The following is a 250-nucleotide window of genomic DNA, read 5'->3' as shown; positions in this document are numbered from 1 at the left end:
TCTTAAGTCTGATGTGAAAGCCCACGGCTCAACCGTGGAGGGTCCTTGGAAACTGGGAGACTTGAGTGCAGAAGAGGAAAGTGGAATTCCATGTGTAGCGGTGAAATGCGTAGAGATATGGAGGAACACCAGTGGCGAAGGCGACTTTCTGGGCTGTAACTGACACTGAGGCGCGAAAGCGTGGGGAGCAAACAGGATTAGATACCCTGGTAGTCCACGCCGTAAACGATGAGTGCTAAGTGTTAGAGGG

1 rRNA gene is annotated in these 250 nt (G+C 52.0%); it reads left to right on the top strand.

From position 1 onward, the window contains the following. A 16S ribosomal RNA gene (locus MR113_RS27825) occupies positions 1–250 on the top strand; the annotation flags it as partial.

The organism is Bacillus cereus group sp. BfR-BA-01379, assembly GCF_022663605.1.
Taxonomy (GTDB): domain Bacteria; phylum Bacillota; class Bacilli; order Bacillales; family Bacillaceae_G; genus Bacillus_A; species Bacillus_A mobilis.
Note: the sequence above shows the minus strand (reverse complement) of the source record. Positions and strands in the feature narration are given on the sequence as shown.